The 2,115-nt window shown below is 64.5% G+C and carries 2 protein-coding genes; both read right to left on the bottom strand.

What is annotated here, in order from left to right; all coding sequences use genetic code 11:
• Nucleotides 1-492: 492 nt before the first annotated feature.
• Nucleotides 493-690, bottom strand: coding sequence for a hypothetical protein (locus NP3_RS48750; protein ID WP_157124975.1), 198 nt, complete (start codon nucleotides 688-690; stop codon nucleotides 493-495).
• Nucleotides 691-838: 148 nt separating this feature from the next.
• Nucleotides 839-2,115: transcription termination factor Rho (gene rho, locus NP3_RS44700; RefSeq protein ID WP_063825080.1), on the bottom strand; the 1,277-nt coding region annotated here is incomplete at its 5' end.

The following is a 2,115-nucleotide window of genomic DNA, read 5'->3' as shown; positions in this document are numbered from 1 at the left end:
GGTGTTGCCGCAACCACAGACGACCGTGGTCTCGACATACGACGGGTGAATTCCTGCCTTCATGGTGTCCTCTCGATATTGGCCGCCGGGTCGCCCGCGCAGATCGCGAGGACGTGAACCGGAGCCGACTTAGGCGGGAGGCCTGCTCATCGGAGCAGACGCAACGACCGCTCAGTATGCCAGAACGGTGGTTACGCTCCCAAAACACCCCAGACCCCCGGTTTGTTCCCGCCCCCTAGGTAGTCCCCGAGTCCCATTGCCAATTGAACTACTGGCACGCGTTGATCGTGTTCTTACGGAACCCTTAATACAGGTAGTCAACTACTCGTGGATACGAACACCAATGTTCATAGAGTTTTAGGCCTGATGCACATCGGCGTGCCGAGACAGAAGGGAGAACACTGTGAACAGCCGCATTGCTCTGGCGGTCTTCGTTTCGTTGATTCTCACTGTCGCGGTCGGCTGGTCAACCACTCCGGATCGCCCGGACACCTACGCGTACGCGAAGCCCACTGCCGCACAGTTCGCCCCGGCGACTACCGCCGCGAACAACAGTGTTCCGGCCGCCACGACGGCGATCATCCTGGCCTTCATGATCGCGGGCGCGGCAGCCATAGGTCTCGCGTTCTTCAGCCCGAGAACGCCGAAGGGACGCTCCCCCGCCGCCCAGCGCCTTTTGCCGGACGTCATGTGCGTGGAAACCACCGCTGCGGACCGGCGGCGGGCAGTGGACTTCAGTTCTGGGCGTACCCGACGAGTTACCCATGTGCCCACGAAATCTGTTGCGGCGTTTCTGCAAACAGCACGGGGACTCCGCCTCCGCGGAGTCCCCGTTCAGTCATTCGTCCAGCGCGCCCGGCGCGGTCTTGCTGACCTGCATCAGGAACTCGAGGTTGTTCTTGGACTTCTTCAGACGGTCGATCAGCAGATCGATCGCCTGGTGCGAGTCCAGGCCGGACAGTACGCGGCGCAGTTTGTGCAGCACCGCCGCCTCGTCGGGGCTGAGCAGTAGCTCGTCCTTGCGAGTACCGGACGGGTTGACGTCGACGGCCGGGAACACGCGCCGTTCCGCGATCTTGCGGTCCAGCTTGAGCTCGGCGTTACCGGTGCCCTTGAACTCCTCGAAGATCACCGTGTCACCGGTCGAACCGGTCTCGACCATGGCGGTCGCGATGATGGTGAGCGAGCCGCCGTTCTCGATATTGCGCGCCGCGCCGAGGAACCGCTTGGGCGGGTACAGGGCGGTCGAGTCGACACCACCGGAGAGGATGCGGCCCGATGCGGGCGAGGAGTTGTTGTACGCGCGGCCCAATCGGGTGATCGAGTCGAGCAGCACCACAACGTCTTTGCCCATTTCCACCAGGCGCTTGGCGCGCTCGATGGCCAGTTCGGCGACCGAGGTGTGATCTGACGGCGGACGGTCGAAGGTCGAGGCGATGACCTCGCCCTTCACCGAACGCTGCATATCGGTGACCTCTTCCGGACGCTCGTCGACCAGCACAACCATGAGGTAGACCTCCGGGTTGTTGATGGCGATGGCGTTCGCGATGTCCTGCATGATCGTCGTCTTACCGGCCTTCGGCGGGGAGACGATCAGGGCGCGCTGGCCCTTACCGATCGGCATGATCAGGTCGATGACGCGGGTGGTCAGCTTGTTCGGCTGGGTTTCCAGGCGCAGACGCTGGTTCGGGTACAGCGGGGTGAGCTTGCTGAACTCGGGCCGCCGCTTCGCCGCGTCGACCTCACCGCCGTTGACCGTGTCCAGGCGCACCAGCGGATCGAACTTCTGGCGCTGGTTGCTCTGCTCACCGTCGCGCGGGGCGCGCACCGCACCGGTGATCGCGTCACCGCGGCGCAGGCCGTTCTTGCGGACCAGGTTCATCGAGACATAGACGTCGTTCGGTCCGGCCAGGTAGCCGGAGGTGCGCACGAAGGCGTAGTTGTCCAGCACGTCGAGGATGCCCGCGACCGGCTGCAGGACATCGTCCTCGCGAATCTCGAGCTCGCGGGCCTCACCACCACCGGCGCCACCCTCGCGGTCGCGACCACGACGACGTTCCCGGAACCGGCGTCCCCGCCGTCCGCGACCGCCCTCGTCCTCGTCACCGCCACGGT

The organism is Nocardia pseudovaccinii NBRC 100343 (genome assembly GCF_001613225.1).
In the GTDB taxonomy this organism is placed as follows: domain Bacteria; phylum Actinomycetota; class Actinomycetes; order Mycobacteriales; family Mycobacteriaceae; genus Nocardia; species Nocardia pseudovaccinii.
This window is presented reverse-complemented; position numbering and strand designations above follow the sequence as displayed.

What these genes read in the sequence shown, in the direction of transcription:
- NP3_RS48750 (WP_157124975.1), bottom strand. Translation starts at nt 690, where the DNA reads ATGACGTCCGGCAAAAGGCGCTGGGCGGCGGGGGAGCGTCCCTTCGGC.